Source organism: Polyangiaceae bacterium (assembly GCA_020633235.1).
Taxonomy (GTDB): Bacteria; Myxococcota_A; Polyangia; order Polyangiales; family Polyangiaceae; genus JACKEA01.
Genome location: JACKEA010000007.1, coordinates 42,749 through 67,124, shown reverse-complemented (window position 1 = coordinate 67,124; position 24,376 = coordinate 42,749). Strand labels below are relative to the sequence as shown.

Here is a 24,376-nt window from a genome sequence, read left to right as displayed (position 1 = left end):
TTCGGCGCGGAACCTCACTCCCCCGTTCGCGCGCCTACCAGCGCGCGAGGCTGCCGAGGTCGCGTACGTTCTCGTAACCGGCGGCCATGAGCATCTTCTTGGCGCGGCCGCTGCGCATGCCGCTCTGGCAGTAGAGCACCACCGTGGCGGCGCGATCGCCGAGCTCTTCCAGGCGGCCGCCGAGCTCGTGCAGCGGGATGTTGCGCGCGCCGGAGAGATGCCCGCCGGAAAACTCCTGCGCGGTGCGCACGTCAATCAGGCGCGCGCCCGCTTTCACGAGCTTCTTCGCCTCTTCCCCGCTGATGTCCGGCTTCGGTCGAGCGAGATACAGGATGAAGATCAGCGCGATGGCACCGAGGACGAAGTACATGGCGGCCATCGATTAGCACGGCCGCCCCAGATCACCAGGGCCAAGCGTCCCCGTGCGCGTTTCCATCGGATGGCGGGCTCGCGCTGTCACTCCCTCACTCCCTGGGCTCGAGCACGACAGCAACGACGTGAGGGTCTTCGAGAACAGCGAGAAGACAGCCGTCCGATATCACCAGGGGCTGGGAGAGCACACGCCCCAGGTGGCGTTGCACCCAGTGAAGCCCAACTGTTTGCAGTCGAGCTTGTCGATGCGCCCGGCATTGCAGAACGTGAGGGAATCTCCGTCGCAAGTGGCGTCGGCCACGGTGCTCGGCGTTGGGTCGCATTCCGCCGCCAAGCCGCAGAAGGCGGTGCTGCCAAGGGTCTGACAGGTGAATCCCGCTCCAACCTCGGCGCAGTCGATGTGATGGAGCCCGCCGTTCACGCACACTTGGAGACCGTCCGCGGTACAGGCCACGCCGGCGAGCTCGGGGCTGCCATGATGGTCGACCGTGCAGCTACCCTCGGCACCCGCACAGTAGGCGCTCCCCAAGGTGGCGGCGTCGTCCACGCACGTCAGTCCCCAGAGGGCGCACGGGCTGAGCGTGGTTTCCATCCCGTCGAGGCAGCGGATGGGTCGATCGCCGTCGCAGTGGTCGACGTAGCTCGAGTAGTCACAAGCGGGCCCAGCGTCGCACGCGACGCATCCCTGATCCGCGTCGCAGCGCCGGCCCTGCTTGGCGCAGTCGATGCGGAAGTGGAGCGTGTCATCACACCTCTCGAAGATGGAACCAGCACAACGCGGCTCGCAAGGGCCGGTCAGGTCCGCGCTGGCTCCGAGGCACTGCGTCACGGCTGCGCAGCCGTTTGTCTTGCCGGCGAGGCAGTCGACGACATCCAGACGCCAGCGTTCCCCGCTGTCGCGCTCGTAGTAGTACGCCGCGAGGTAGCGCGCCGCGCCATCGTCGGGCAGGCAGCTACCGATCAACGCTGCTGCACGCGCGGCGTCTGCGGGATCCAACGCGGGATGGCCGAAGTTCCAGCCACTCGCGGGCTCCGCCGGCGGAACACAGGCAGCCGGGCTCTGGGAGTCGCTCTCGGCGCTGCCACAGCCCCAGGTCAGCAGCAATCCATAGAGACCCGTGATCAGCAGACGTCGCGCTCTCTTCATGCCGAAATGCTGCCACTGCGGGGGCGCTTGCGTAATGGATGAAGTTTGCGTCACTGACGCGTGCCACTGCTTCACATGATGCGAGCATGCGTCAGCGCACGTCGGTGATCTCGTGCGACTTCGTGCCTTGGGGCGTGGTCACTTCCGCTTCGTCGCCCACCTCGAGGCCCAACAGGGCGCGGCCCAGGGGGCTCTGGGTCGCGAGGGTGGTCACGCCCGCGACGCGCTCGCCACCGCCGGCGGTGACCAGGAAGTACGTGCGCTCGCCGTCGAGCTCCACCAAGGCCGACACTGCGATGCGATCCCCGGCGCCGAAAGTGCGCACGGGCATGGCGGCGAGCTGGCTGATGGCGGTCTGAAGCTCCGCCGCGCGCTGGGCCTGGCCGCGAGCGACGTACGACGCCTCCGTGGCCCGCATGTCCTTGTCGCCCTCGGAGCGATTCTCTTCGTGGGTCGCGCCTTCGGCGGCGTCCTTGGCCTGCGCCGTGCAGCGCTCGAGCTCCGCCGCGAGGCGCGCCGAGAGCTCCGTGATCAGCGCGCGCTTGTCCATCAGTACATGAAGTCGTCGTCGCCGTTGGTCAGCGTGACCATCACGATGGTGTCCGCTCGCGTGGCTGCGGGGAGCGTGGGGTAGGCCTGGAACAGGGCGTCTTCGTGCTGCTGGTTGTAGGCGAACACGTGCAAGATCTGCTTCTGCCAGGCGTCCACCGGCTTCACGTTCTGGGTGCTGAGCACGATGTCGTCGAGCTTCTTCGCCAACAGGTCGTGCGCCGCGGTGACGGTGAAAGTGGAGCCGGCCGGGAAGGCGTAGGCGCGGGTCACGCTGACGCCGACCTTGTAGCCGTCGATGCTCACCAAGATGTCCGTCTTCTTGCCGCCGGCGTCCTGGTACTCGATCTTGGTCTCGGTCTTCAGCAGCGTGGCGAGCTCGCAGCGGTACAGGACCTCGTAGCTGAAGATCTCGGAGTACAGCGAGTTCCCACCCAGGTTGCCCTCGTCGTAGAGCTGCTTTCCGCCCAGCGAGAGCGCGTTGTAGTCGAACGTCTGGGTGCCGAAGTCGAGCACCGTCTCGAAGGTGAAGGGACTCGGCGACGTGATCTCCGTCGGGTCGATGGGGCCGCAATCCCCGGTGATGGCGCCGAGGCCGTTCAGCGGTACGCCCGCGTCACCGATTGTCGCGTCCGCGCCGGCGTCGCTGCCCGCCGAGCCCGCGCTGCCCGCTGCGCCCGCGTCACTGCCCGCCGAGCCCGCGCTGCCCGCCGCGCCGCGTCGCTGCCCGCCGAGCCCGCGCTGCCGCCGGTCGCCGCGTCGCTCCCCGCGGCGCCGCCCGTCGCGGCGTCCGCGCCGCTGCTCCCCGCGCTTCCGTGCCCGAGGCCTTCGTCGTCCCCGCAACCGGGAGACGCGAGCAGCAAAGACCCGAGAAACACCAGGAACAGCCGGCGCATGCCGCAAGCGTAGCCCACCCGCGGCAGGGCGGCGCGAGGTTCCGCGGCGCCCCGACAGGCTGGCGGAAAGGCTCAGGAAATGCCGTCAGCGGCCGATTTCGCCGGTCCGAGGCTCGGTCTCGGGGAAACCCTGCAGCTCGTGTGAGGTCGCGCGGCACACCACGTAGCGACAAGGGTTGTCGTTGGCCGCGTGGATGTTCTTCTTCAGCTCTTCCCGAAGCTCGGTGAGCGTGATCCCCCAAATCAAACGCACGTGACGTTTCTCCCTGATTGCCCCCCCAGCGACCCGTTCGCCGCGGGCATCACTCATCATGACGCCCATCAGCTTCAGTGGGTAGTTCTTTTCAGAACTTTCAGACGGTCGCCAAGGCGCGGGCCCGGCGGCGCCGGGCAAGATCTGTCGCAACCGCAGGAGCCAACACCGCGAAGCTCCCCAGGATTCCGTAGGTCGCGGTGACCGCAGGATTGAGGAAGCCACCCTGAACGGCCGACCCATCGACCAGGACCTCCAAGGGACCCGCGAGGACGCGGACGTCCAGCCCCCGACCCTGAGCCCAGGTGCCGAGCGCGTACAACGCGAAGTGCAACCCGAGGCCGGTGAGGGCGCTGGCCCAAGCGGCTCGGCGACCCAGGCTCGGTAGCAAGATACCCGCCAAAATGGGAGCCGTGCTGGCGGCCACGATGCCGTACACCCCGATCTGCCCGAAGATGCCCAGCAACTTTGGCGGATGGAGCGAGATCACGAACGCTGCCACGCCCATGGCCACCAAGATCGCTTGGCTGGCGCGATGCGCAATGCGCGCCCGCTGCTCCGGGGTGTGCTGGGCCAGGAGCGAGCGCTCTGTGAGGTTCAGGAACAGATCGTTGGCAGCGATGCTGGAGAGCGCCACCAGGATCCCGTCCAGGGTGCTCATGCCGGCAGCGAGCAGCGCGACGGTGATGACCGCCAGCAAGGTGGGGTCGAAGCTCTTGGCCAGGTACACCGCCATCACGCGATCCTGGCTGAAGGCGCCAGTGGCCGGGTTCACGAACACCTCCGCCGGCAGCTGCATGAGCCGCGCGTAGATGCCCACGAACAAGAGCGCCGTGAACACCAGCGAGACGGCCACGGTGACGCCCAGATAGCGCCGTACGGCCTTGTCCGACTTCACGTACAGCGCCTTGGTCATGATGTGCGGCTGGCACACCAGGGCGAAGCCCACCACGAAGCCGCTGACCCACACGCTGAAGAAGCTCCCGAACAGCGGGCTCTGGGGGTTCACCCACTTGACCAGGTTCGGATCCTGAGCGGACAGCGCGCTCATCACCGCGCTGGGCCCGCCCGCCAGGTGCTTGGCGCCGCCCACCACGATGATGGCCGCGACGATCACCATCACGATGCCTTGCAGCGTGTTGGTGTAGGCGTGGGCGTAGGTGCCGCCCACGAACACGTAGCTGAACACGAACACCACCGTGAGGATCAGGCACTCCAGGTTGGTGAGCCCGAGGGTCTGCTGCATCACGATGGAGATGCCGCCGATGATCAGCACCACGAAGGAGAGCGAGAGCAGGTTCACTCCCGCAAACATCAAGGACAGGCCACGGGAGCCGTAACGCTGGCCCATCCACTGCGGCAGGGTGATGGCCTTGTACTTCTCGCCGATGCGACGAAAACCGCTGCTCATCACGTACAGCCCCGTGACGATGCCGGCCCCGGCGGCCACGCCCAAGTGGGCGAAGGCCGAGAGGCCGTGCACGTACACGAAGCCGGGGTTGATCACGAAGGTGGCCGTGGAAGCGATGGACGCCGCCAGCGTGATGCCGACCACCACCGGCGAGAGGTCCCCCGAGCCCACCGCGAAGCTCTGGATGTCGGTCGTCTTCTTGTGACCGCGCCAGGCCAGCCAGCCCGTCGCGACCATGTAGATCAGGAAGAGACTCCAAACCAGCGGTCGCTGGGCGATGAGCTCGAAGTACCGCATGTTCCCCTCACATCACGAGGCCGCCGTCGACATCGACGGTGCGTCCGTTGAAATAGTCACACTCGATCACGAATTTGACGGCTTGCCAGATGTCGTCCGGCTCACCGATGCGGCCGCAGGGCACCGCTGCCACCAGCGCGTCCCGCGCCTTCTGATTCATGCCCTGAGTCATGGGCGTCTCGATCATCCCGGGGGCGATGGCGCCCACGCGGATGCCGAAGGGCGCGAACTCCCGCGCCCAGGTCACCGTGTTCGCGGCCAAAGCGCTCTTCGCTGCCACGTAGTTCGACTGGCCGCGGTTGCCGTGCCGAGCAACGCTGGAGATGTTCACGATCACGCCGGGACGCGTCTCCTTCGTGGCCATCTCGGCGACGAGCTCGCGCACCATCAAGGTGGCGCCGGTGAGGTTCACGCCGATCACCTTGTTCCAGTCGTCCGTGGACAGCGTCTTGATCTCGCCCGTCTTTCGGTCCTTCTTCACCAGCAGGCCGTCGCGCAGGATGCCGGCGTTGTTCACCAGGCCATTGAGGCCGCCGAGCTCCTGCGCCGCCCAGGCGACGAAGCTCTTCACGTCTTCTTCGTTGGACACGTCGAGGCGGCGCCGTGCGATGCCGCTGGGCAGCGCCGCGAGGCCCTCTTCGTCCACATCTCCGGCGGCCACGCGGGCGCCGCCTTCCGCCAGACGGGTTGCGAAGTGCGCGCCCATACCGCGGGCGCCACCGGTCACGATCACCTTCAGATCCGAGAGTTTCATCACGAGTCCTTTCCGAGCTTGTCCAAGAGCCAGCTGGCGAGCTTGGGGTACAGCTCCTTGGGGGCGCGGCCGCCGACCACGGCGCCAACGTGACCGCCGGGAATGACCAACAGCTGCTGGTCCTCCGACGACGAGTGGGTGCCGAGGGCCTGTGCCGCCTTGGGCGGGCAGATGGTGTCACGGTCCGTGACCACCGTGAGCAACGGACAGCGGATTTTCGCCAGGTCCACCCGCCGCGCGCCAATGGCGTGCTCCCCACAGATCAAGGCGTTTTGCTGATACAGCTCGCGGATGTACTTCACGTACGCCTCCGCCGGGAACGCGATGTTGGCGCTGGCCCACTCTTCCAGGGCCTGGAACGCCTCCAGGCGCTCGGGATCCGTGAGGCGGTCGAAGAAGCTCACCCACTTGGAGAGCTGCGAGGTGGGCCTGAGCGCCACGAAGCCCGCCTGCATCTGCTCCGCGCGCATGTTGCCGGCGGACGCGATGGCCTCCGGGTCGAACCAGCGCGGGTTGGTCATGTGGGCGAGGAAGCCGCCCTCGGAAAAATCGATGGGGCCCGCCAAGTTCACCAGCGCCGCGATGGAATCCGGCTCCAGCGCCGTGTGGATCGCCGTCAGCGTGCCGCCGATGCAATAGCCGAGCAGCCCGATCTGGTTCGCGCCGGTCTCCCGCTTCACCCGCCGCACCATGCGGCTGAGCCGCGCGACGACGTCGTCCCAGCTCAGATAGCGGTCCTCGTCGTTCGGCACCCCCCAGTCCAGGCAGAACACGTCCAGCCCCGCGTCCACCAGTGCGGAAGCCACACTGGCGCCGGAGCGCAGGTCGAGCACGTACCAGCGATTGATCAGCGACGGGACCAGCAAGAGCGGCAGCCCTTTCGCCGCCGCCGCGCCGTTCGCGCGGCGGAAGCGATAGAGCTTGGCCGTGCCGTCCGTCAGCACCGTGTCCTTGGGGGTCGGCGTGATCGGCATCGGGGATCAGGCTCCGGGGACCTGGGTGGCCTTCTTGGCGGTCTCGAGACCGATCTTGCGCCACTCGTCGCCGAGCTGGATGGCGTAGCGGAGCGACTCCTTCATGAGCTTGGCGCTCTCGTCGATGGCCTGGGTGGCGCGCTCGACGCTCTCGCCCTGCATCTTGCTCATCTGAGCCGAGAGGCTCTCGAGGCGCTCGCTGTTCTCCTTGGCCATCTTGCTCCAAGCCTCGAGGAATTGCTGCGGTTGCGTAAAGCCGGGCATGAACATGATTCTTCTCTCCTGATAGGCGTTTGCCTTGGTAAATCCGTGGCAGCGCGGGGAGAGAGGTAAATCTCGCAGCCAACCCTGTCAAGACGATTTTGTTGCAGCGCAACAAAATCTATCGGCCCCCCGGTGCGGGCGTAGTTGATAGAGTTCGGAGTTTCCCCCCACCCACACGAGCGAGCGTGAGTCCCCATGTCATCACCCTCCGCGGCCACCTGACCCTGGTCGCCCTCGAGAGCGAGCTGCGCCCCCTGTCCGAGCGTTTGGCGAAAGGGGAGCCGGCCACGCTGGTGGTCGATTGCCTCGACATGGAGAGCTACGAGGTGGAAGCGCGCGCCGCCTTCATCGAGTTCCACAAGCGCTGGCGCCCGAGCCTGCTGGGCATCGCCGTGCTGACGCGCAAGGTGTCGTGGAAGGGCGTGGTGCTGGCCATGGCCATGGCGTCCGGCACCAAGATGCGGGCCTTCGACGACCCAGCGTCGGCCCGGGCGTGGCTCAGCGAGCTCGCCTGACGGGCATCGCGCCGCACCAACAAGATCAGCCGAATTCTTTTGTTGGTCCGACGCGGAAACGGACGCTCAGCGGCGGGGCTTCTTCGCCTTGCGCGACTGCCCCAAGGACCTTTTCAGCTCTTCCAGCTCTCGGCGGAGCTCCGCCACGTCGCTGTCGCGCTCGCCGCGATCGGAGTCGGGCTCCGGCTCGGGCTCCGGCGGGCGCGGTGGCGGCGCTGGCGGCGCGCCCCAGGGCGACACCTGGCTCAAGAGCCGCGCGAAGGCGTTGCCGGCGGTGAAGGGCACGGTGGCGAAGGGGAAGTAGGGCGCCACGGCCTGCGCGCCGTGCTTCGCCTGCAGGTAGAGGTCGAGGGCGCCGGACACGTACTGCCCGAAGAACTCGGCGAGGGAATCGTCCTTCATGCGGATCAGGCGCATGAGCAAGGGCACGGGCAAGAGGCGCGCGGCGGAGGTTTCCAAGATCACCTGGGTGAGGGTGGCTTGGGTCAGATCCTCACCGCTCTTGGCGTCCACCACCTGCACGTCGGTGCCCTTGCGGATCTTGTCCGTGAGCTCTTCCAACGTGATGTAGCGGCTCTCCTCCGTGTCGTAGAGGCGCCGGTTGCTGTACTTCTTGACCACCATCGCGGAATTTTGCGCCGCAGCAAAATGGCCACGACAGGACCCCCTGATACTCCGGATTTTGCGGCATTGCAACATGAGCCTTGACCAGCAATCCAGCCAGCGTTATCCATGCGCCGAGGCGTCATGGTGCAGCGCAACATTTTGGGTTCAGTGGTGGGCATTCTTCTGGGGCTGGCGGCGTGGGGCTGCTCGGCGTCGGACTCGATGGCCGAGTGCAGCGTGGGCGCGGACTGCGCGAGCGGCGCATGTCAGGGCGGGCACTGCGTGGCGGCCACCGGAGGCGGCAGCGGCAGCGGGGGCGCGGCGGGAGCTGCCGGAGCCGCGGGCTCGTCCAGTGGGGGCGCGGCCGGGGCGGCGGGCATGGGCGGCGCGGCAGGCACCGCGGGGAGCGGCGGCAGCGGTGGGGGCGGCGTGTGCAGCCCCAACCACGACGGCGTGATCGAGCGCGCGGAGGTGCCGCTGATGGCGGGGCTGAACGCGAAGTTCATGGTCGCCGTGAACGCGACCTTCGCCACCGCGGGCCAAGCCCAGGGCGACGGCAGCAGCAACTGGGATCTGTCCGGCAGCCTCGCCGGCGACCACCTGGCGTTGGTGGAGCTCCAGGCGCTGACGGGCAAGTGGTACGAGAGCAAGTTCCCCGGCGCGACCTACGCTTCCCAGCTGAGCGACAGCGCGGATCTGCTCGGCGTGTTCGAGATCACCGACAAGGCGCTGCTGCTCCGGGGCGTGGTGTCGCCCAGCAATGGTGCCGGCTATACGGAGCTCACCTACAACCCGCCGGTGACGGTGCTCGATTTCCCAATCAGCGAGAACAAGAGCACCAAGAGCGTGTGCAACGTGAGCGGCCTCGCCCAGGGCCTGCCCGTCAACTACACCGAGCAGTACGACCAGCTGGTGGACGCTCACGGTCTGCTGAAGACGCCCTTCGGCGAGTTCCCGGTGCTGCGCATCGCCATCAAGCTCACGCGCACCGTGGGCGTGCTCACCACCGTGGTGCGGAGCTACGCCTTCGCCAGTGAGTGCTTCGGCACGGTGGCCACCATCACGTCGAAGGACAACGAGCCGAACGTGGAGTTCACCCAGGCCTCGGAGATCCGGCGGCTGGCGCCGTGAGCCGCTCATGGCCACCTCACTCGGCTCCATGAAGCTCGCCGCAGCTCTCGTCGTCCTTGCGACGGCCGGCTGCGCGCCGTCCTTCTACCAGGGTCCGCTGCCCGGGGCGCCGCAGGGCGCGACCTACGCGCAGGTGAACGGCACCCGCGTGCGCTACGTGGACAGCGGCGGCAAGGGCTCCCCCGTGGTGCTGCTGCACGGCTTTGCCTCGGCCCTCGAGACCTGGAATTCGGTGCGCCCCACGCTGGAGAAGCAGCACCGGGTGATCGCGCTGGATCTCAAGGGCTTCGGCTGGACCGATCGCCCGCCGGGGGACTACTCCCCGCGCGCCCAGGCCAAGCTCGTGGCCGGCCTGTTGGAGCAGCGCGGCGTGCGGCGCGCGTCCGTGGTGGGGCACTCCTGGGGTTCGTCCGTGGCGCTCATGCTGGCCATGGAGCGGCCGCAGATGGTGAGCCGCATCGCCCTGTACGACGCCTGGGTCTACGAAGAGCAGCTGCCCACCACGTTCCACTGGGCGCGCGCCCAGGGCCTGGGGGAGCTGCTGTTCGATCTGTTCTACGACCAGCGCTCGGACGAGAAGATGGCCTTCGCCTTCTACGATCCGAGCCGCATCTCCGAAGAGTTCGTGGAGGACGTGGACCGCGCCCTCGAGCGGCCGGGGACCACCGCCGCCGCCCTCGCCGCCGTGCGTGGCCAGCGCTACGAGGACTGGCAAAGCCGCTACTCCGAGGTGACCGCGCCCGCGCTGCTGCTGTGGGGCCGGGAAGATCGCGTCTCGCCCGTGGACATCGGCGAGCGCCTGCTGCGCCAGCTGCCCAACGCCGAGCTCAAGGTCTACCCGCGCTGCGGCCACTTTCCGATGATCGAGGCGCAGAGCGCGTCGACTCGGGACCTCGCCGAGTTCTTGAAGGGTGACTCGTGAGGCACGCCGTCCTGCTCTCGCTGCTGCTCGCGGCCTCTCCCGCGGGCGCCACCACCTTCGCGGACTACGGCCGCGATCTGGGTGCGGCCCCGGAGCAGACGCTGAAGCTCGACGGTAGCTTTCGGACGCGCGGCACCGCCTACTACAACTTGGATCTCGATCGCGGCGCGACGCCCTCGGGAGAGCTGTTCTTTCCCGTGAGCAGCGGGGACCCGAAGGCGCAGACGCTCACGGCCGCGGACATGCGGCTGCGGCTCGATCTCGCCATCGTCGCGCCCGGCGGCATGATGGCCGTGAAGTCGCGCATCGACGTGCTCGACAACCTCAGTCTCGGCTCCGCCCCGGACGGCATTCCGTCCGCCAGCGGCACGCAGCGCGCGAGCGACGAGCCGATCCACGTCAAGCGCGTGTGGGGCGAAGCGCTCACTCCCTTCGGCGTGCTGGCCGTCGGTCGCATGGGCAGCCACTGGGGGCTGGGCATCTTGACGAACAGCGGGGACTGCCGCGATTGCGACAGCGGGGACGCCGCCGATCGCGTCGCCTTCGTGACGCCCTTGGCGGACCACCTGTGGGCCGTGGCGTACGACTTTTCCGCGACGGGGCCCTTCGTGCCGGACCGCACCGGCCACCGCGCCATCGACGTGGAGCCCAGCGCCAACGTGCACACGATCACGGCGGCGATGATGAAGTACCACGACGCGCTGGCGACCGCGCGCCGCAAGAAGGCCGGCAAGGCGACCTTCGACTACGGCACCTACGTCACGCACCGCTGGCAGAAGGACGACGTGCCCGCGACGTACGTGCCCACCGCGCAGCCGGTGGCCATCGACGCGGGGCAAGTGATGAGCCGCGGCTACACCGCGACGGGCGTGGATGTGTGGCTCGAGCTCGTCGCGCCGGGAGTGCACATCGAAGCCGAGGGCGCGTTCCTCACCGCCAAGGTCGACCAACCGTCGCTGATCCCGGGAGTGCTGTTCCGCGACGCCGCGACATCAAAACAATACGGCGGCGCGCTGGTGAGCGACTTCGGAGAGGACGTGGCGAGCGGCGGCCTCGACTTGGGCTACGCCAGCGGCGATTCGGCGCCCGGCTTCGGCGCCTTTCCGAAGATCGGCGGCGCCGCGCCCCAGCCCGGGGATCTGGACGGCCCGCAAGCGCGACCGCCCTACGACAACGAGGTGAACAATTTCCGTTTCCACCCGGACTTCCGTGTGGATCGCATCCTGTTTCACGAGATCATCGGCACCGTCACCGACGCGACGTACCTGCGGCCCCACGCCCGCGCCACGCTCTTCGACGTGGCCACTGGTCGCATGACCCTCGAGCTCGCGGCCATCGCCTCTTGGGCGGTGAACGCGGAGAGCGCCCCCGGCGGCAAGCATCCTCTCGGCGTCGAGCTCGACCCCACGCTGGCCTACGAGAGCCGCGACGGCTTCGAGCTCGCGCTGGAGCAAGCCACGCTGTTCCCCTTGGCCGGGCTCGACAACGTGCAGACGGGCCAAAAAGCCAAGAACGCGCAACTGTGGAGGATTCGTGTTGGATTCTATTTCTGATCTTGTCGGTCCGCCGCGGAACCGCGGGTGCAACAGGATGTGCGCAAAGCGGACATCTGGCGGTACTCAGGCGAGTGAACGGCCGAAAATGTCCGCTTTTTGGACATGGTCGGAGCGGCATTGCGTGGCCGGGCTCGCGCTAGCGCTTTCCGTCATCACGATCTCTTGTGGCGACAACAAGACGCAGGCGCCGGTGTACGGCGACTACACCGGGGCGCCGCCGACGACGCTCGAGTGCGTGCCGAACCTGGACGGAAAGATCGAAGCCAGTGAGGTGCGGCCGGCCATTGGGACGCCCATCTCGTACCTGGTCTCGCCCGCCACGGCGACGCGGCCCGTGAACATCGCCGGCGGCCCGGACAAGAACGGTCAGCTCTCGTGGAGCTTCGACACGGACTACGCCGACGACCAGGTGGCGACGGTGATGCCGCAAGCGATCACCGGCAAGTGGTACGAGACGAGCTTTCCGCCGGATGCCTTCGTCACGCCCTTCGACGCGGGTGGCACGGTCGACAACATCGCGCGGCAGACGGACCAGTCGCTGTTGCTCCTCGGCGTGGCGTCCCACGATCAGAGTCCGGCGGAAGGGCAGACGCTGCTCATCTACGACAACCCCGTCGAGATCCTGCGCTTCCCGATCCAGCCGGGCACGGAGTTCGTGTCCACCGGCGTGGTGCAGAACGGCACTCTGCGCGGCCTGCCCTACGCCGGCAAGGACGTGTACGAGGTGCGCGTGGACGCCGAGGGCAGCGTGGTGTTGCCCTCGCTCTGGTTCCAACAGGCGTTTCGCGTGCGCACCAAGGTGACGGTGCAGCCGGCCGTCGGGGCCAGCACGTCGCGGCGTCAGGTCTCGTACTTCTCGGAGTGCTTCGCGGAAGTGGTGCGCGCCACCAGCTTGCCCGACGAGCCCAACGAAGACTTCACCACCGCAGCGGAGCTCCGCCGCATCGGCTTCAACTGAAAGGAACGACGATGAACTTGTGGGAAACGTACAAGAAGTACTTCAACGCTTGGGAAGGCGCGACGGCGCAGTACCTGGAGCACTGGCTCAAGAGCCCCATGGTGCTCGAGCCCGCGGGCGCGTGGCTGTCCGCCATGATGAAGATGAAAGCCGCGAGCGACAACGCGAGCGCCCAGTGGTGGGGCACGCTGGGGCTGCCCACCAAGCGCGACCAAGAGCGCGCGCTTCACAAATTGAACCAGCTCGAGAGCCGTTTGCTCGACTTGGAAGAGCAACTGGCCGAGGCCCGCGCCGCGAAGTGAGAGCGCGACGGGGCTCGCGCCGCCCCGACAAAATCGAAATCCGAAGTTTGGACTAACTGAGAGACCGCCATGTTAGACGTCACGCCTTTTCTCGAGATCAAGATCGCTCCGCGAGCGGTGTTCGACTCCCTCGAGGAACGCCGCACTCGCCCGCGCTTCATGCTGCCCAGCCCGGACGGGGACTGGACGGCGATCACCTGGGGTGCATTCGCGGACGCCATCAAGAAGAGCGCGGCGTTCCTTGCGGCGGTGGGCCTCGCGCCGGGAGACCGCAGCGCGGTGTTCGCTCCCAACCGCTGGGAGTGGGCAGCGGCGGCGCTGGGCATCCAAGCGGCGGGCGGCGTGATGGTGCCGATCTACCCCGCGTGCACCGCGGATCAGGCGGCGTACGTGGCGAAGCACAGCGACGCGAAGGTGATCTTCGTGGACACGGCGCCGCTGCTCGCGCGCATCTTCCAGCGCTGGAACGAGTACTCCGGGGTGGAGCGTTTCGTGGTGCTTTCCGAGGCCATCGAGCCGACTTCCGTTTTGTCGGGGCTGCGCGGTAACGGCCATGCGCTGCCGACGGTGGGCGAGGTGGAGCGCAAGGTGGTGAGCTGGCCGCGGGCGCTCTCCCTCGGCGCGGCCCGTCTCGAGGAAGAGCCGGGTGCCTTCGAAGAGCGGATGGCGAGCATCGATCTCGATCAGCCCGGGCTCATGCTCTACACCAGCGGCACTACCGGGAACCCCAAGGGCGTGCCCCTCACCCATCGCAACGTCGGCGTGAATGGCTTGGATTGGCTGCGCTGCAATGCTCCGCAGCTGGACGAGAGCGCGGTGGACGTGCTGTGGCTGCCGATGAGCCACATCTTCGGCTTCGGCGAGGTGTGCCTGGGCAACACCCTGGGCTTCACTTCGTATCTCACGGATCCGGCGAACGCCCTCGAGCTCTTGCCCGAGGTGCGCCCCAACGTGTTCATGAGCGTGCCGGCGTACTGGGAGAAGCTGGCCATGACCGCGGCGACGGAGAGCGATCGCGACGCGCGGCGCAAGAAGCTCATGGACATCACCGGCGGCCGACTGCGCTTTTGCCTGAGCGGCGGCGCGGGGCTGAAGCGCGAGGTCAAGGAGCTGTTCTACGACGCGGGCCTCTTGATCATCGAGGGCTACGGCCTCACGGAGTGCTCGCCCACGCTCACCCTCAATCGCCCCGGTGCGTTTCGCTTCGACTCCGTGGGACAGCCGCTGCCGAGCGTGGAGCTCCGCTTGGCGGAAGACGGCGAGATTTTGGCCAAGGGCCAGAGCGTATTTTCCGGCTACCACAAGGACGAGGCGTCCACGCGGGAGGCGTTCACGGAGGACGGCTGGTTCAAGACCGGCGACGTGGGGCGCTTCACGGAAGACGGCTTCTTGCAGATCGTCGATCGCAAGAAGGAGATCTTGGTGACCGCCGGCGGCAAGAACGTCCCGCCGCAGAACATCGAGCTGCGCTTCGCCGACGAGCCATTGGTCACCCACGCGGTGGTCTACGGCGACGGCAAGAAGTACCTGGTGGCGGGCATCTGGCTCGACGCGGAGGCGGTGGACGCGAAGCTCGCGGAGCTCGGAACGGCGCCCAAGGAGCGCACGGAAATCGTGCGCGGGCTGGTCGGCGAGGCCGTGGAGCGCGTGAACGCCGAGCTCGCCAAGTTCGAGCAGATCAAGAAGTTCCGCATCATGGACACGCCCCTCACGGTCAGCGGCGGTCTGCTCACCTCCACCCTCAAAGTGCGGCGCAAGAAGGTGTACGAGACCTTCGGCCACGAGCTCGAAGCGCTGTACGAGCCATGAACCGGCTGTTCAATCTCGCGCGGCGCATGACTCGCGGGCGGCCCCAGGTGGGGCTCACGCCGGCGGACGTGGTGCACCGCGAGAACAAGTGGCGGCTCTTGCGCTACCGGCCGCGGAAGCTGAAATACGAGACGCCGGTGCTGCTCGTGCCGTCGCTCATCAACCGGCACTACGTGCTGGATCTGATGCCCGGCAAGAGCTTTGCGGAATACCTGGTGGCACAAGGGCACGACACCTACGTCATCGATTGGGGCACGCCGCAGGACGAAGATCGCTTCGTGACCTTCGACGACGTGTGCGATCGCTGGCTCGGCCGCGCGGTGCGCGTGACCGCGCGCACGGCGGGCACGCCTGCGGCGCACTTGCTCGGCTATTGCCTGGGCGGCACCCTCACCGCGATCTACACCGCCGCGCGTCCGGAGCACGTCGCCTCCTTGGTGGAGCTGGCGGCGCCCATCGGCTTCCACGACGACGGCCTGCTCAGCGCCTGGACGCGCACCCAGAGCTTCGACCTGGACACGCTGGTGGATGCGACGGGCAACGTGCCCTGGCAGCTGATGCAGTCGGCGTTTCACCTGCTCCGGCCGACGCTCAGCCTTTCCAAGGCGGTGCACGTGATCGACCGCGCCTGGGACGACGAGTTCCTCGACGGCTTTCTCGCGCTGGAGAGCTGGGGCAACGACAACGTCTCCTTTCCGGGGGAGTGCTACCGCCGCTACGTGCGCGAGCTGTACCGCGACAATGCCCTCGTGAAAGGGACGTTCGCCCTGTCCGGGCGCCCGGCGAAGCTCGAAAACATCCGCTGCCCGGTGTTGGACGTCACCTTCGTCCACGACAACATCGTCCCCACGGAGAGCGCCCGCGTGCTCCTCGACCATGTGAGTAGTGTGGACAAGGCGGAGCTCCGTCTGGGTGGCGGGCACGTCGGCGCCGTCGTGAGCAAGAAGGCCGCCACGACGCTATGGCCGAAGCTCCACGACTTCTGGGCGTCCCGCGACTGACCGCGCGCCCGCGCCGCCCCGCAAGTCCGTGCCCCGTCGGCCCCGCGCCGCGCCGCGCGTCCGTGACCCGTTGGCCCCGCGGCGCCCCTTACACCATTTCAATTCCGTCCCTTGCCTCCGCCCTTTGCGAACGGACGTCAGGGCGAACCGCCGACAACCGCGCGAACGGACGTCAGGGCGAACCGCTGCCAACCGCGCGAACGGACGTCAGGGCGAACCGCTGACACCCGCGCGAACGGACGTCAGAACGAACCGCTGACAACCGCGCGAACGGACGTCAGGGCGAACCGCTGACAACCGCGCGAACGGACGTCAGAGCGAACCGCCGTCAACCGCGCGAACGGACGTCAGAACGAACCGCTGACGCCTAGCGTGGCGCCGCCTCGCGGCAGCGGTGTTGCGGACAGGGCAAGATCACGACGGACCCACTTTTTCTTTGGCAAGCCGTACCCGAACAAGAGCATCGAGAGACCTGCGATCTGCCAGCTCGCGAGAAGAATGGGCAACGGATTGTTGCAGCCGTCGCTGTCTTCCCCGCGCTTCACGAGATCTTCGCACCGCCCGTCGTTCCAGCGGAACGCTCCCACCACGGGAAGCGCGAACCACGCGGTGTGATTTCCAAAGCCGTTCGCTACGGCGACACCGAGCGGCGCTCCATAGGAGAACGTCAACGTGACGTACCCCAGAGTCACCGGCGTCCAGCGCGGCTCCTTACCCAGCACGTAGTCTGGCGGCGGCGCTTCTCCGCGCTCGTAGTTCAGAGTCTCCGGAAGCGAGCGCAGATTCGACGAGCGTTGTTCGTGCGGTTGCGCCAGTGCCTGCGGCGCGACGAGCGCTGCCGCGAGAAAGCACGCCAAGATGCGTCGGTACCCCACTGCCACAAGCGTAGCAGCGCCGTGCGCCGGCGCGAGGTTCCGCGCCGGACCAACATACAAACGTCAAAAAGAGTCGCTGAGTAGCGCTTCGATGCGCGTCTTGCTCGTGAGGCCGACGTGACGCGCGACCTCCGCCCCGCCCGAAAAGACGATCATCGTCGGGAACGCGCGCACGCCCAGGCGACCGGCGAGGGCGGGCCACGCGTCGCCGTCGACCTTGACGATCTGGTAGCGGCCGGCGGCGTTGGCAGCGAGCTGGTCGAGGATGGGGCCGAGGGCGCGACAGGGGCCGCACCACTGGGTAGTGAAATCCACGAGCACGGGGACGTTCGCGTTCGCGATGCGCGCGCTGAGCTCGGCTTCGGTGATCTCCGGTATCATGCGGAGACAGGTGCCGGAGCCGCCGGGCATTACACGAAATATTTCTCGTAATGCCCGGAGCCGTCGACACCTGACCCGGTGAGGCGCATGGACATCCTGACGGAAGTTTCGGCCCTGGCGCGGCGCGAGCGGAGCGCGCTCGCCGCGCTCGCCCGGGGCGAAGGAGCGACGGCGGAGGATGCCGTGGACGCCGTGCAGGAGGCGCTGTGCACGCTGCTCACACAGGCGGGAGACGGCAAGCTGCCGGCGGACCCGGCGGAGTGGGGCGCGGTGCTGGCGGTGATGGTGCGCAACGTGGCGCGCAATCGGCGGCGGCGTCACGATCGCGCGCGGCCCCACTTGCCCGTGGAGGACGACGACCTCGTCGACGAGCTCCCGACTACGGACGTGCTCATCGCCCGCGCGGAAGATCACGTGCGGCTGCGGGCCTGCGTCGAAGATCTCTGCGAGATCCAACAAGCCGTCGTCACCTTGCGCATGCTGGAAGAGCGCCCTGGGGAGGACGTGGCCCGCGCCCTGGGCATCACACCAGGGCACGTTGCCGTGCTGCTGCACCGAGCAAAAGCCGCCCTACGCGTGTGCATGATGGCGTAGACTTGCCGCGTGAGCTTCGGGCACTTCGGTCCGCCGCAAGAGCTCGTCCCCCAAGCTACGGCCAAGGACGCGAGCGATCTCGATCTGCTCGCCACCCTTCACTACGTGTGGAGCGGCCTGCTCAGCGTCGGCACCCTGGGCGTCATCGGGTACTTCGTGCTGCTCGCCGGCGTGTTCGGCTTCGCGCCCACCGGGCACGGCGCCCCCGCCAGTGGCGTCGCCGTTGCCGGCGTGCTGCTCGTGGTCGGCGTCGTCATGGCGCTGGTGCTCGTCGCCCTCGTCACGCTGCACATCCTGGCGGCGTCCGGCCTCAAGAAGCGCACGCGCCGCACGCTCACCTTCGTCGCCTCCGTCATGATGTGCACGAGCTTCCCGCTGGGCACCGCGCTGGGCGTGTGGACCATCATGGTGCTGGGTCGGCCCGGAGTGAAAGCGCTCTACGGCGTTCCCTGACGCATCCCTATGTTGGTCCGGCGCGATCCCCGTCGCGCTACGCCTTGGCATTCCGGATCAATCGCCGCCCGGCCAAGAACACCAGCGCCGCGATCGCCGTCGCGACCAGCAGCGCGAGCAGCAAGTCGAGCGCCATGATCAGCATCACGTAGTCCTCGTGCCGCGCGTAGTGCAGGTGCTCGAAGTACGCCGGGATGGATCCGAGCTCGTAGCTGTAGCTGATCTCGTCCCCGGCGCCGCCGATCACGAACGAGCGCGTCATCACGCGCGCGGGATACACCGGCAAGAAGGGTGCAACGGCGAGACCGACGCCCAGCGCGACGGCCAAGAGCGGTCGTGACCAACGGGCTCGCGGCGGACCGACAATCATGAGCCGAGGCTGCCCGCGACCTGTTCCAAGATGCCGCGCCAGCGAACGCGCTTCTCGGGCATTGTGGCGATGGCCCCTTCGAGCGCGCTCCGCGTGCCCTCACCGAAGCAGGACAAGAGACCGCTGACGACGCGGACGATGTCTGCGTCGACCGCCGCGGGGGCGTCGAAGGTGAGGTAGGCGTCGTTCGCGAAGAACTGCACGACGTGATCGCGCACGGCGGGGGTGGGCGCGCAGGGGGCGACCGCCAGGGAGCCGCGCAAGAACGGGCGCTGGCGGCCATCGCTGGCGTCGCTGACCAGGAAGTTCGGCCGCATCGCCAGCACCACGGCCTCGCGGCGCGGCGGCGGCAGACGATTCACGATGCGCTGCGCGCGCGGCGGATCGATGTGTGTGTTGTCCAGCGTTTCCGCGATGGCCAGATCTCGCGCCGGGTCCACCTCACAGCGCTCGGTCCAGACGTCGAACAGCGCATCGTGGTCCCGCTCGCGAGCCAGGGCGTCGATCTCCTCCGCGGGCAAGGTGGCCAGCACCTGCCGCACGCGCTCGAGGAACGCCGTGTGATGCGCGATGCCGAGGTCCAAGCCCTTGGCGAAGGGCCGGAACCAATCGCGTCGCAGGTGATACGACACCTTTCGGTTCATCAAGTCGTCGGCGAGGTCCCGCCGCTTCTCGAGAGGCAGCTGTTCGAGAAGCTCCGTCCAAGCGCTCTCCGGTTTGCGGCCGCAGTTCACCAGCAGGGCCGTGCGCCACACGGGCTCGCCGTCGATCTCTTCGTCCAACGTGCGGGGCGGCGTCAGGCCCAACAAGCGAGGCAAGCTGAGGAGCCCCCAGCTCTCGAGCGTGTACGGGTTATAGGACTGCGCTTTGGCGACTTCCTCGGCCAGCGGCATCAAGAGCTCCGCCGCGCCCTCGGGGAGCTCGCTCCGCGCGTACGGCAGAGTCTTGGTCTTGGGCAGCGCGGCCTTCAAGATGTGCGGCACCAGCGGCATCCAGCCCACGAGCTTCATCGCCTTCGAAAGAGCGGCGGAAGCACCGGCCCTTCCCAGCGCGTCGAGCGCCACGGCGAGGCCGTACTGCGCCAGACGTCCTTCGTTGAACGGGCACTTGCCGCCCGGCTTCTGGACGTCCGGAGCGACCTTTGCGATCAGCTCGAGCTGGAGCTCCGCGTCCGCGGGCTGCCCCTTGGCGCGAGCGATCAGCACCGCGAGCTGCACGTCCTTGGCGCGATGCTTGGCGAAGGGCTCGGCCTCCGCGCTGGCGTCGCCCAGCTCCGAGAGCGCAAGCAGCGCCGTCGACAGCACCACGCCGGACTTCTCCTTCGGGATGCGCGCGCGGAGCGCAGCTGTCGCCTCTTCCGCCTTCTCCGGCAAGAAGCCCAAGCCCAGCGCTGCCGCCGCGCGCAGGTCGGCGTTCTTGTCGGAGAGCGCGTCTCGAAACAGCGTCCAGTGCTCGACCAACGCATCGCGAAACGAAACGAGCTCCGACGGAAGCTCTTCCCGCGGCGTCTTGCCCAACGGCACGTTCACGTGGGACCCACCACAGGCGAGATCCGTGAGCAGCACCAAGAGCTCGTCCGTCGGCTTCGCTTGCGCGAGCTCCAGCAAGAACGGCGCCGCGGGCACCGCCGCCGGCGTGGAGAGTCCCTGATGCGCGATGCGGTCCGTCAGATCCGCGAGCGCCTTTTCATCTCCCTTGGACACGGCTCGCAGCAAGCTCGGCACCTTGGTCGCCGCGCCGTACGCATCTTGGATCTCGCCCCACGCAATCGCGTCCACGCCATCCAACATGCTGCCAGGGAACCACGCACCCCCGGCGACAGCCAGGCTCTTTTCATTTCATGTCGGTCCGCCGCGGAACCACGCGCCTCACGGGAACGGCGGGCCCAGGATCTCGTTCAACGGGCTCTTCGTCGCATCGATGGGATCGGCGTCACGCGCGTCGCACTTGGACGCCTGACTCACCAGATCCGGCTTGATGGACACGTCGAATTCCTTGCCGCTCACGGGGCCATGGCAGCCACCGCAGAAGTTGCTGAACACCTCGCGCCGGAAGGAGAGCGTCAACCACTCTCCAGGGTAGAATTGGATCTCTTCCAGTTGGTGGTGGAGCGTCGGCTTGGGCTCGCCCTTCATGCGTTGCTGCACCGCCAGCACCACCGGGTAGCCCGCGGGCGCCTGGAGCTTCACGGAGCCATCCGGCAAGAGCGGCACGGTCCCCACTTTCACGCGGCGGGCATACACCTTGCCGTACTGATCTTCCACGATGTAGGGGCTCGGGTCGTTCAAGCTCTTCTCCGTTTCCGGAGGCAAGCTGGCCCACGCCTCGAAGGACGACATGTCCTCCACGTGGCGGCCGGAACGAGTGCTCTGGAACAACAACGAGGCGAGCATCGGGAAGTCCACGATGGTCAGCTGGAAGCGATCCGTGCGCTTCTGCTCGTCGTCCTTGTCGTACACCACACCGTGGAACACCGGGTCTCCGCCCGGCGTGGTGCGGAACACTCCCTGATTCACGCGGCCGAACACGGCCACCGGCCAGAGCTCGTCGGTGGCGGCGTCGTCGAGACCCGGCAGCGCGCTGCGGGCACCAGTGGTGGCGTTCACCATCACGACGTCGAAGCCGCCATCGAAGCTTCCGAGGTCGGTGACGCCGGCGGCGTAGCTGACCAAGATATTGCCGTTCGGCAGCGCGGACGGATTGCGATACGCGCCCTGAGTGCTGGCGCCCACGCGGCCCGTGGCGGCGGGATCCAGGATCGACAGCGAGTGCTGGAAGAACGGCGTGCTCGCGTAGTCCACGGCGTCCGGGTTCACCGCGTAGTCATCGGGATTCTGGCTGACGTTGTCTTGCCCCAAGGAGCGGTTGATCACCACCAAAGTGCCGGCCAGGTGGCGAGCGTTGCGATCGCTGGCGATGCCCACCAGGTTCTGGTCCAAGAGCTCCGCGGTCTCGCTGAGCTGCAGGTAGCCGAAGTGGGCGCGCTGTCCGTACAGCGGGTGGTAGTCGCCGCCATCCAGGTTCATGCGCCGCGCGGCGATCTGATAAAACCCTGGGACGCGCTTTTCTGCGGTGACCAAGAGCTGTCCGTTGGACTTGAAGCCAGGGTACATCTCCTGGTTCGAGAGGAAGGTGAGCTGGCGGATCTTGCCGTTCTCCAGCGCGTAGAGGTTCGCGTTCAGCTTGGCCGGATCCGCCGCGGACCGCTGGGGTCCCGGAAACAGGTGCCCCGGCAGGATGTTGCCGCGGCTGGAGGTGAACACCAGCGTCCCGTCCGGCGCGAACGCCGGGTCGAAGTTGTGGATGAGCTCGCCCTTGGTGTCGATGGCGCCACCCGCCGTGTCGGTCGGTGCGGCATTGATGGTCGGCTCCGGCGCGCAGGCCGAGCCGTCCGCGTTCATCACGTACACCTGGTAGGGCGCGCTGCCCGCGCTGCGCGCGGCGAACGCGATCTTCTTGCCGTCCCACGAGACGCTCGGACGCCGTACGTCGGCGGTGGGAGCGTCCAAGCCGCAGCCGCCGAGCAGACTCTTGTCGTTGCCCGCCGTGGTCACGTCCCCCGTGGCGTCCATCGCCGCATCGATCCAACGCAGATCCGCGCCGGGCAGATACGTTTCCCAGTCCTGCATCATCTCCGGTTGGGTGACCGGCGCGCGCCGCACGTACACGATTCCCGAGAGGGGCGCGACGCTCTGCATGCGTGCGGTGCGCTCCTTCGCGAGCCACGCAACCAGCACGCAGTAGGGCGACTGCTCCGAGAGCGGTCCGGTTTCTGCCTGAGCCAGGTCACAGTTGGCAGGGTCCCCACCTTGCTCGGCGAACAGCGAGCCGCCGCGGTGGCGGATGCCGGGCCCGCCGGGCCCGGGCGGCAGATTCTTGCGCACGATGCGGCCAGCGTTGGGATCGGCGGACTCCAGGGCCACCCGCTTCAAGACCTCTCGATAGTTGTGTCGGGTCGCCGCGATACCAAAGTGACCGCCGCCCGGCGCTCGAGGTCGAAACTCATTGAACACCGGCGAGGAGTGACAACCCATCAGCACGCAGCCGCGCTTCACCAGCATCGGCTGGACCCGCTTGGCGAAGAAGTCGAAGCCGGCATCGGTCGGGATGTTCGTCGGCCCACCCTTGGCCGCCGCCCAGCTCAGGATCTTCTGGTAGGTCGTCTCTCCGCTGGACGAGAACACCCAGCCGCCGGGGTGGTACACGCCGCCGCTCGCGGGATTCAGGGCGTGGGTCAAGATGTCGCTGTACTGTGGGTCCTTCGCCACGTAGTCGCTTGCGGAGAAGTAGTTCCAGCGCTTCTGTTCGTCCGTCTTGCCGCACGATACCGGGAATGGCGCTTCCGTGGATCCGTGGCAGTTGGCGGCCGCACAGTTGTCGACCAGGAACGGATTCACGTCGGAAACGAAGGTGGCGTAGTCCGGGTTCGCGGGATCCGTGCTCGGATCGAACAGAGGATCCGTGCCGATGGCTTCGACGCAGGGTTGGCGCTCCCCCACCGACTTCGTGGCAATGGTGTTGTTCTCCGTGGCGCCCCGCTCCAGCCAGCGCAAGAGCGTCTGGAACGAGGAAGTGCGCACGTCCAGGATCGATCCGCCCGCATGAGGAATGTCCGTGTCGAACGTGTCCTGGGTTCCGTCGTAGTGAGTGAGCAGGATCGTTTGTGGGGGTACGGCCTTCGCCAACAGCGCGGGCATGCCATACGACCCGTAGTCCTCCAGCAGGTCCCGGCGTTTCGTCACCATCTGGTAGCTGGTGACGTCGAGGTTGCCGAGGGCGTTGCCCCGCTCGTCCGCGGTGACGTGGCAGGACGACCCCGTGGCACTGGTCGCGCAGGACCCCTGCAAGATGGGGGATATCTTGCGGTCGAAATAGGTCCCCTCCGACTTCACCTCGCGCTGGCCGCAGCTAACGCCGAGCAGGGTCGCAAACAAGAGAGCGGTCAGGTTCCGTGCGCGCATGCCCCCAATGATGCGCCGCGGGGGAACAGTGCGACTTGATCGGGATCAACGCGGTGTCGTCACTTCACAGCTGTCTTGCGGTCCGAGCCACGCCATCACGTTCACCCACAGCTGTTGGATTTCCGGAAGCGTCTGCCACTCGGAGTCGAACTCGATCCATTCGTCGCCCCAGATCACTGCGCGACCCTTGCCGCGCTCGTGGGCGTAGGCAATCGGGCCGGCGGAGATGCTGCCGATGACGGTGCTGGTGCCCGGTGTGCCGCCGGCGTCTGCCACCACATACCCGCCGAGGAACGTCACGGAAGTGAGGCCCTGCGTCACCGGATGCGAGGCGAAGTTGGTGACCGGCTCGCTCTGGAGCCCAGGCTGATACGAGAGGCCAAACGGTGCCAGCAGCGTGTTGGTGTAGAAATCCGGAGCGGGGTTGCCGGTGTAGCCCGTCATGGAGATGAACCCGCCGCCCGCTTCCACCCAGGTGGCGAGGGCCCCGGCTTCCGTCGTGGTGTACTCCCGCGGCAGGCGGTCCAGAATCAGGACGTCGTACTTGTCGAGTAAGGGGGCGTCGAAGCTCTCCGTCGCCGTCTTGTGAGTGCGCTCCACCGAGGTGCCCTTGGCCTCGAGCCAAGCTTGGAAGTTCGCTGACGGATTGGACCCCGGGCTGCCGATGATGCCGATGCGCAAGCAGTCGCAGATGCCATCGCCGCCCACGTCCACGTCGTCGATCTTGCCGTTGCAGTCGTCGTCCTTGCCGTCACACAACGCTTCTTTCGCACGGGTCGGAACGCAGGAGCCGGCATCGGGCTCGATGATGCCGCCGCCCGTGCCGCCGCTGCCACCGCTGCCGGCGGAGCCACCGCTGCTCGCGTCGGCGGCCGCCGTGCCGGCGCTTCCGCCACTCGCGTTCTTCGCCGGAGCGACGCCGCTGTCGTCGCTGGAGCAGCTTGCCAAGAGCAGGGCACACGAGAGCACCAATGTCCGCCGCATCGCGTCAGGATAGCACCTGTCAGATTCGGCACGCTGGCGGC

Annotated in this window: 26 protein-coding genes; 10 read left to right on the top strand and 16 right to left on the bottom strand. The window is 67.5% G+C overall.

Annotated elements, in window-relative coordinates; all coding sequences use genetic code 11:
• Nucleotides 1-34 precede the first annotated feature (34 nt).
• The 9 genes from H6717_33520 to H6717_33480 form a co-directional block, all read right to left on the bottom strand.
• Entirely contained in the window at nucleotides 35-379 is a 345-nt protein-coding gene (locus H6717_33520) for a rhodanese-like domain-containing protein (GenBank protein ID MCB9582002.1), read from the bottom strand.
• A 159-nt stretch (nucleotides 380-538) separates the two neighbouring features.
• On the bottom strand, nucleotides 539-1,519 hold the full coding sequence (locus H6717_33515) for a hypothetical protein (GenBank protein ID MCB9582001.1): 981 nt from the start codon (nucleotides 1,517-1,519) through the stop codon (nucleotides 539-541).
• A 91-nt stretch (nucleotides 1,520-1,610) separates the two neighbouring features.
• A complete protein-coding gene (locus H6717_33510; GenBank protein ID MCB9582000.1) occupies nucleotides 1,611-2,069 on the bottom strand; it encodes a GreA/GreB family elongation factor in 459 nt (152 codons plus the stop codon).
• A complete protein-coding gene (locus tag H6717_33505) occupies nucleotides 2,069-2,911 on the bottom strand; it encodes a hypothetical protein (protein MCB9581999.1) in 843 nt (280 codons plus the stop codon). The genes H6717_33510 and H6717_33505 overlap by 1 nt, the downstream gene beginning before the upstream one ends.
• Before the next feature lie 138 nt (nucleotides 2,912-3,049).
• Nucleotides 3,050-3,217: a hypothetical protein gene (locus tag H6717_33500; GenBank protein MCB9581998.1), complete on the bottom strand. Its 168-nt coding sequence runs from the start codon at nucleotides 3,215-3,217 to the stop codon at nucleotides 3,050-3,052.
• A gap of 100 nt (nucleotides 3,218-3,317) precedes the next feature.
• Nucleotides 3,318-4,925, bottom strand: coding sequence for a hypothetical protein (locus H6717_33495; GenBank protein ID MCB9581997.1), 1,608 nt, complete (start codon nucleotides 4,923-4,925; stop codon nucleotides 3,318-3,320).
• 7 nt (nucleotides 4,926-4,932) lie between these two features.
• Nucleotides 4,933-5,679, bottom strand: coding sequence for an SDR family oxidoreductase (locus tag H6717_33490; protein MCB9581996.1), 747 nt, complete (start codon nucleotides 5,677-5,679; stop codon nucleotides 4,933-4,935).
• Entirely contained in the window at nucleotides 5,679-6,653 is a 975-nt protein-coding gene (locus H6717_33485) for an alpha/beta fold hydrolase (GenBank protein MCB9581995.1), read from the bottom strand. Before H6717_33485 ends, H6717_33490 begins: the two co-directional genes overlap by 1 nt.
• A gap of 6 nt (nucleotides 6,654-6,659) precedes the next feature.
• On the bottom strand, nucleotides 6,660-6,917 hold the full coding sequence (locus tag H6717_33480) for a hypothetical protein (protein ID MCB9581994.1): 258 nt from the start codon (nucleotides 6,915-6,917) through the stop codon (nucleotides 6,660-6,662).
• Nucleotides 6,918-7,102: 185 nt separating this feature from the next.
• Between H6717_33480 and H6717_33475 the strand changes: the two genes are divergently transcribed.
• Nucleotides 7,103-7,432: a hypothetical protein gene (locus H6717_33475; GenBank protein ID MCB9581993.1), complete on the top strand. Its 330-nt coding sequence runs from the start codon at nucleotides 7,103-7,105 to the stop codon at nucleotides 7,430-7,432.
• Between the two features lie 66 nt (nucleotides 7,433-7,498).
• Here the strand turns inward: H6717_33475 and H6717_33470 are convergent, their stop codons facing one another.
• Entirely contained in the window at nucleotides 7,499-8,056 is a 558-nt protein-coding gene (locus H6717_33470; GenBank protein ID MCB9581992.1) for a hypothetical protein, read from the bottom strand.
• 108 nt (nucleotides 8,057-8,164) lie between these two features.
• Between H6717_33470 and H6717_33465 the strand changes: the two genes are divergently transcribed.
• The 7 genes from H6717_33465 to H6717_33435 all read left to right on the top strand — a co-directional run bounded on the left by H6717_33465 (nucleotide 8,165) and on the right by H6717_33435 (nucleotide 15,717).
• On the top strand, nucleotides 8,165-9,169 hold the full coding sequence (locus tag H6717_33465) for a hypothetical protein (GenBank protein MCB9581991.1): 1,005 nt from the start codon (nucleotides 8,165-8,167) through the stop codon (nucleotides 9,167-9,169).
• 7 nt (nucleotides 9,170-9,176) lie between these two features.
• Complete coding sequence (locus H6717_33460) at nucleotides 9,177-10,091, top strand: alpha/beta fold hydrolase (protein ID MCB9581990.1); 915 nt, start codon at nucleotides 9,177-9,179, stop codon at nucleotides 10,089-10,091.
• Nucleotides 10,088-11,644, top strand: coding sequence for a TIGR04551 family protein (locus H6717_33455; protein ID MCB9581989.1), 1,557 nt, complete (start codon nucleotides 10,088-10,090; stop codon nucleotides 11,642-11,644). The genes H6717_33460 and H6717_33455 overlap by 4 nt, the downstream gene beginning before the upstream one ends.
• A 124-nt stretch (nucleotides 11,645-11,768) precedes the next feature.
• Nucleotides 11,769-12,605 carry a hypothetical protein gene (locus H6717_33450; protein ID MCB9581988.1) on the top strand — a complete coding sequence of 279 codons (837 nt, stop codon included), beginning with the start codon at nucleotides 11,769-11,771 and terminating at the stop codon, nucleotides 12,603-12,605.
• A gap of 11 nt (nucleotides 12,606-12,616) precedes the next feature.
• Nucleotides 12,617-12,907: a hypothetical protein gene (locus tag H6717_33445; GenBank protein ID MCB9581987.1), complete on the top strand. Its 291-nt coding sequence runs from the start codon at nucleotides 12,617-12,619 to the stop codon at nucleotides 12,905-12,907.
• A 69-nt stretch (nucleotides 12,908-12,976) separates the two neighbouring features.
• Nucleotides 12,977-14,716 (top strand): AMP-binding protein, encoded by a 1,740-nt coding sequence (locus H6717_33440; protein MCB9581986.1) that lies wholly within the window; start codon nucleotides 12,977-12,979, stop codon nucleotides 14,714-14,716.
• Entirely contained in the window at nucleotides 14,713-15,717 is a 1,005-nt protein-coding gene (locus tag H6717_33435) for an alpha/beta fold hydrolase (protein ID MCB9581985.1), read from the top strand. Before H6717_33440 ends, H6717_33435 begins: the two co-directional genes overlap by 4 nt.
• 347 nt (nucleotides 15,718-16,064) lie before the next feature.
• Here H6717_33435 and H6717_33430 read toward each other — a convergent pair whose 3' ends face one another.
• Together H6717_33430 and H6717_33425 are read right to left on the bottom strand one after the other, a co-directional pair.
• Nucleotides 16,065-16,592 carry a hypothetical protein gene (locus H6717_33430; protein ID MCB9581984.1) on the bottom strand — a complete coding sequence of 176 codons (528 nt, stop codon included), beginning with the start codon at nucleotides 16,590-16,592 and terminating at the stop codon, nucleotides 16,065-16,067.
• Nucleotides 16,593-16,655: 63 nt separating this feature from the next.
• Entirely contained in the window at nucleotides 16,656-16,973 is a 318-nt protein-coding gene (locus H6717_33425) for a thioredoxin fold domain-containing protein (protein MCB9581983.1), read from the bottom strand.
• Nucleotides 16,974-17,060: 87 nt separating this feature from the next.
• Between H6717_33425 and H6717_33420 the strand changes: the two genes are divergently transcribed.
• Together H6717_33420 and H6717_33415 are read left to right on the top strand one after the other, a co-directional pair.
• Nucleotides 17,061-17,567, top strand: coding sequence for a sigma-70 family RNA polymerase sigma factor (locus H6717_33420; GenBank protein MCB9581982.1), 507 nt, complete (start codon nucleotides 17,061-17,063; stop codon nucleotides 17,565-17,567).
• A gap of 9 nt (nucleotides 17,568-17,576) precedes the next feature.
• A complete protein-coding gene (locus H6717_33415; GenBank protein MCB9581981.1) occupies nucleotides 17,577-18,020 on the top strand; it encodes a hypothetical protein in 444 nt (147 codons plus the stop codon).
• Between the two features lie 37 nt (nucleotides 18,021-18,057).
• Here H6717_33415 and H6717_33410 read toward each other — a convergent pair whose 3' ends face one another.
• The 4 genes from H6717_33410 to H6717_33395 all read right to left on the bottom strand — a co-directional run bounded on the left by H6717_33410 (nucleotide 18,058) and on the right by H6717_33395 (nucleotide 24,335).
• Nucleotides 18,058-18,390: a hypothetical protein gene (locus tag H6717_33410; protein MCB9581980.1), complete on the bottom strand. Its 333-nt coding sequence runs from the start codon at nucleotides 18,388-18,390 to the stop codon at nucleotides 18,058-18,060.
• Nucleotides 18,387-20,180, bottom strand: coding sequence for a hypothetical protein (locus tag H6717_33405; GenBank protein MCB9581979.1), 1,794 nt, complete (start codon nucleotides 20,178-20,180; stop codon nucleotides 18,387-18,389). Before H6717_33405 ends, H6717_33410 begins: the two co-directional genes overlap by 4 nt.
• Before the next feature lie 78 nt (nucleotides 20,181-20,258).
• Complete coding sequence (locus H6717_33400) at nucleotides 20,259-23,351, bottom strand: PD40 domain-containing protein (GenBank protein ID MCB9581978.1); 3,093 nt, start codon at nucleotides 23,349-23,351, stop codon at nucleotides 20,259-20,261.
• A 45-nt stretch (nucleotides 23,352-23,396) separates the two neighbouring features.
• On the bottom strand, nucleotides 23,397-24,335 hold the full coding sequence (locus H6717_33395; protein ID MCB9581977.1) for a hypothetical protein: 939 nt from the start codon (nucleotides 24,333-24,335) through the stop codon (nucleotides 23,397-23,399).
• Between the last annotated feature and the right edge of the window lie 41 nt (nucleotides 24,336-24,376).

Coding starts and splice junctions, on each gene's coding strand:
- H6717_33420 (MCB9581982.1), top strand. CDS start 17,061: ATGGACATCCTGACGGAAGTTTCGGCCCTGGCGCGGCGCGAGCGGAGC.
- H6717_33515 (MCB9582001.1), bottom strand. CDS start 1,519: ATGAAGAGAGCGCGACGTCTGCTGATCACGGGTCTCTATGGATTGCTG.
- H6717_33410 (MCB9581980.1), bottom strand. CDS start 18,390: ATGATTGTCGGTCCGCCGCGAGCCCGTTGGTCACGACCGCTCTTGGCC.
- H6717_33460 (MCB9581990.1), top strand. CDS start 9,177: ATGGCCACCTCACTCGGCTCCATGAAGCTCGCCGCAGCTCTCGTCGTC.
- H6717_33485 (MCB9581995.1), bottom strand. CDS start 6,653: ATGCCGATCACGCCGACCCCCAAGGACACGGTGCTGACGGACGGCACG.
- H6717_33435 (MCB9581985.1), top strand. CDS start 14,713: ATGAACCGGCTGTTCAATCTCGCGCGGCGCATGACTCGCGGGCGGCCC.
- H6717_33495 (MCB9581997.1), bottom strand. CDS start 4,925: ATGCGGTACTTCGAGCTCATCGCCCAGCGACCGCTGGTTTGGAGTCTC.
- H6717_33520 (MCB9582002.1), bottom strand. CDS start 379: ATGGCCGCCATGTACTTCGTCCTCGGTGCCATCGCGCTGATCTTCATC.
- H6717_33440 (MCB9581986.1), top strand. CDS start 12,977: ATGTTAGACGTCACGCCTTTTCTCGAGATCAAGATCGCTCCGCGAGCG.
- H6717_33470 (MCB9581992.1), bottom strand. CDS start 8,056: ATGGTGGTCAAGAAGTACAGCAACCGGCGCCTCTACGACACGGAGGAG.
- H6717_33425 (MCB9581983.1), bottom strand. CDS start 16,973: ATGATACCGGAGATCACCGAAGCCGAGCTCAGCGCGCGCATCGCGAAC.
- H6717_33465 (MCB9581991.1), top strand. CDS start 8,165: ATGCGCCGAGGCGTCATGGTGCAGCGCAACATTTTGGGTTCAGTGGTG.
- H6717_33510 (MCB9582000.1), bottom strand. CDS start 2,069: ATGGACAAGCGCGCGCTGATCACGGAGCTCTCGGCGCGCCTCGCGGCG.
- H6717_33490 (MCB9581996.1), bottom strand. CDS start 5,679: ATGAAACTCTCGGATCTGAAGGTGATCGTGACCGGTGGCGCCCGCGGT.
- H6717_33445 (MCB9581987.1), top strand. CDS start 12,617: ATGAACTTGTGGGAAACGTACAAGAAGTACTTCAACGCTTGGGAAGGC.
- H6717_33395 (MCB9581977.1), bottom strand. CDS start 24,335: ATGCGGCGGACATTGGTGCTCTCGTGTGCCCTGCTCTTGGCAAGCTGC.
- H6717_33405 (MCB9581979.1), bottom strand. CDS start 20,180: ATGTTGGATGGCGTGGACGCGATTGCGTGGGGCGAGATCCAAGATGCG.
- H6717_33400 (MCB9581978.1), bottom strand. CDS start 23,351: ATGCGCGCACGGAACCTGACCGCTCTCTTGTTTGCGACCCTGCTCGGC.
- H6717_33480 (MCB9581994.1), bottom strand. CDS start 6,917: ATGCCCGGCTTTACGCAACCGCAGCAATTCCTCGAGGCTTGGAGCAAG.